Origin of the sequence: Streptomyces sp. NPDC089915, from assembly GCF_040684675.1 — a bacterium.
In the GTDB taxonomy this organism is placed as follows: Bacteria; Actinomycetota; Actinomycetes; order Streptomycetales; family Streptomycetaceae; genus Streptomyces.
This window is the reverse complement of sequence record NZ_JBFBGN010000287.1, coordinates 1-2740: the sequence shown is the minus strand read 5'-3', so window position 1 is coordinate 2740 and position 2740 is coordinate 1. Positions and strand designations below refer to the sequence as shown.

The following is a 2740-nucleotide window of genomic DNA, read 5'->3' as shown; positions in this document are numbered from 1 at the left end:
CGACGGGCCGTCCGGCGCCCACCATGTCGTCGACGACGTCACCGATGCCGTCGCCATCCTGCTCGACGAGACGGAGTAGCACCGTGGACCAGCCGACCGTCGGCATCCTCCACCCCGGCGGCATGGGCGCGGCCGTCGCCGCCTGTGCCTCGGCCAACGCGGCCGCCGTCCTGTGGTGCGGGGCCGGGCGGAGCGCCGCGTCCGCGGAGCGCGCCGCGCGGTTCGGCCTCACGCCCGTGCCCACGCCGGCCGAACTGCTGGACCGCAGCGACATCGTCGTCAGCCTGTGCCCGCCGGCCGCTGCCGAGGACCTGGCCCGGGAGGTTTCCGGGCACCGCTTCGCGGGCGTGTACGTGGAGGCGAACGCGATCAGCCCGGAGCGGGCGCGGCGGATCGCCGCGCTGCTCGGGCCCGACGCGACCGTGGTGGACGGCGCGGTCGTCGGGTCCCCGCCGGTCGGCGGCAAGACGCCGACCCTGTACCTGTCCGGCGGCCTCGCCGCGACCGAGCGCGTCGAGGCGCTGTTCGAGGGCACCGCCGTCCGGACGGTGGTGCTGGGTACGGAGGTGGGGAAGGCCTCCGCGCTGAAGCTGGCGTACTCCAGCTTCCAGAAGACCTCGCGGGTCCTGGTGGCGCTCGCGCTCGGCATGGCGCGCGAGCACGGCGTCGAACGGGAACTGATCGAGGTCGCCTCGAAGCGGACGGACTCCTACCTGGCCGAGCCGCAGTACGTCGCCAAGACGGCGGCCCGCGCCTGGCGCTGGGGCCCGGAGCTGGAGGAGGCCGCCGACGCGCTCGCGGCCGCCGGCCTCCCGCCGGACGTGCTGCTCGCGGCCGCGTCCGCGCTGGCACGGTGGAACGACGCCAAGGACGCCCGCGAACTCACGCTCGCCGATGCCCTGGACAGGCTCGCCCGGCCTTAGGCCGTCTCTTCCGGATCTTGCCTGGCCCCCACTCAAGCCGACCCCGCTGCCGCGGCCGCCCGCCGCGCCAGCAGCCGGTCGATGAGCCGTGCCGCTTCGTCCGGGGAGACCTCGGTGGTGTCCACGGTCAGGTCCCACGCCGTGTCCTGATGCCCGTCCACGTCCTCGCGGGTCGCGTCCCAGGCCTCCAGGCGGGCGGTGGTGTCGCTGTCGCCGCGCCCCGCCGACCGCTGCGCGGTCACCTCGCGGGGGCACCACAGCAGCACCAGGGACCAGTCGGCCGCATAGCCGGCGACCAGGGCCCGGACGCCCTCGACCTGCCCGAGGTGGATCACCGGCACACCTCGGGCGAACGCGTCGTCCAGGCCGGGCACGTCGATGACGTAGGTGTTGCCGTACCGGTGGTTCGCGTAGACGAGGCCGCCCACGGCCTCCAGCGCGCGGAGCTGCTCCATCGTGCCCATGCGGTAGCCGGCGGCCTTGCCGAGCCCCACCTTGAGCCGCGCGAACTGCCGGTACTCCGGCCGCAGCCCGGTGAGCGCGGTGGTCACGGTGTCCTTGCCCGCGGCCGGCGGGCCGTACAGGATCACGCCCTGCCTCACGCGTACGTTCCCCCCAGCACCTGCCGGACCCGGTCCGCGAGCGTCACGGCGCGGCCGAGCCTGTTGTCGACGAGCAGGTGGGGCACGGCCGGGCGCAGGTCCGTGTCGAGCGTGGCCGCGTACGCGTCCCACCCGGCGAGCTTCCACGCGTCGCGGGCCGCGCCGCGCGATCCGATGTGCTCGCGCATCGACTCCTCGTCGCAGCGCACCCACAGCGGGAGGACGTCGACGCCCATCGCGTTCGCCCGGTCGGACAGCCGCCGCATCCACGCCGGGTCCGTCATCTCGGCGGTGAAGGGGGCGCAGAGGACCGTACTGATCCCGCAGCGGGCGTTGGCCAGGGCGGACCCCATGAGGCAGTCGTACTCCGCCGGGCGGACGTGCTCCCGGTAGAGCTCGGTGTGCCGGTCGTCCGGGTCGCCGCCCAGCGCGGTCAGGAGGCGTTCCGCCAACGGCCGGGTCAACGGGTCCTTGTCGAGCAGCGGCCATCCGGTGAGCCGGACGAGGAAGCGGGCGAGTTCCGTCTTGCCGCTGCCCGCGTACCCGCCGACGAGGAGCAGGACGGGGCGGTGCGGGTCGCCGCCGGTGTGGCGGCGCTTCCAGGCGTCGATGACGCGCTGCCGGAGGTCGGGACGGCCGGCGGCCTCGTCGACGGCCGGGGCGATCATCCGGAGAAGGGCTCGCTCGACGGCCGGGACGTGGGCACCGGGGTGGGCGTCGTCGGGCCGGTCGTCCACCGGGGTGATCCGGAGGGTCGTCCCTTCCCCGGGCAGTGCGGTGCGTAAGCCCAAGTCGGGCTCGGTGGCCCGGTAGAGGAGGCAGTAGGCGCGCCGGTGGTGCGGGCCCGGGTAGGCCTCTCCCCGTTCGTGCTGCCGCAGGGTCCGCGGATCCGCGGCCTCGATCCCCTTCAGGCCGGCCCGCTCGGCGGTCTCGCGGAGGCGTTGGGCCGCCTCCTCCAGGGTCAGGCCGTGGGCCTCCCGCCGTTGGCGCAGCCTGTCCGGCCTCCACCCTGCCCGCCGCTTCCCCGCCCCGTCCCCCCGCGTCATCGTCATGCCGGCGAGCCTAGGGTTCTAGGGTTCGGCCGTCTCGGTTCGGAACAGGAAGACCTCGTCCGTGTAGCACCAGGCCCATGACTCGTCCGGGGCCAGGGAGAGGAGGAATCGCCGACCTGGTCACCCTGATCGGCAAGGTCATGGACGTCCCCATCGAGGTGCG

3 protein-coding genes are annotated in these 2740 nt (G+C 74.7%); 1 reads left to right on the top strand and 2 read right to left on the bottom strand.

What is annotated here, in order from left to right; translation table 11 throughout:
- Positions 1 to 83: 83 nt before the first annotated feature.
- On the top strand, positions 84 to 923 hold the full coding sequence (locus tag AB0O29_RS34915) for a DUF1932 domain-containing protein (RefSeq protein ID WP_365160185.1): 840 nt from the start codon (positions 84 to 86) through the stop codon (positions 921 to 923).
- 32 nt (positions 924 to 955) lie between these two features.
- On the opposite strand, the gene AB0O29_RS34910 is transcribed toward AB0O29_RS34915, so the two are convergent.
- Positions 956 to 1525, bottom strand: a complete 570-nt coding sequence (locus tag AB0O29_RS34910) for a guanylate kinase (RefSeq protein WP_365160182.1) — start codon at positions 1523 to 1525, stop codon at positions 956 to 958.
- Positions 1522 to 2577 (bottom strand): AAA family ATPase, encoded by a 1056-nt coding sequence (locus tag AB0O29_RS34905; RefSeq protein ID WP_365160180.1) that lies wholly within the window; start codon positions 2575 to 2577, stop codon positions 1522 to 1524. The genes AB0O29_RS34910 and AB0O29_RS34905 overlap by 4 nt, the downstream gene beginning before the upstream one ends.
- Positions 2578 to 2740: the final 163 nt, after the last annotated feature.

Excerpts from the sequence above, each read along its gene's own strand:
- AB0O29_RS34905 (WP_365160180.1), bottom strand. The coding sequence starts at position 2,577 with ATGACGATGACGCGGGGGGACGGGGCGGGGAAGCGGCGGGCAGGGTGG.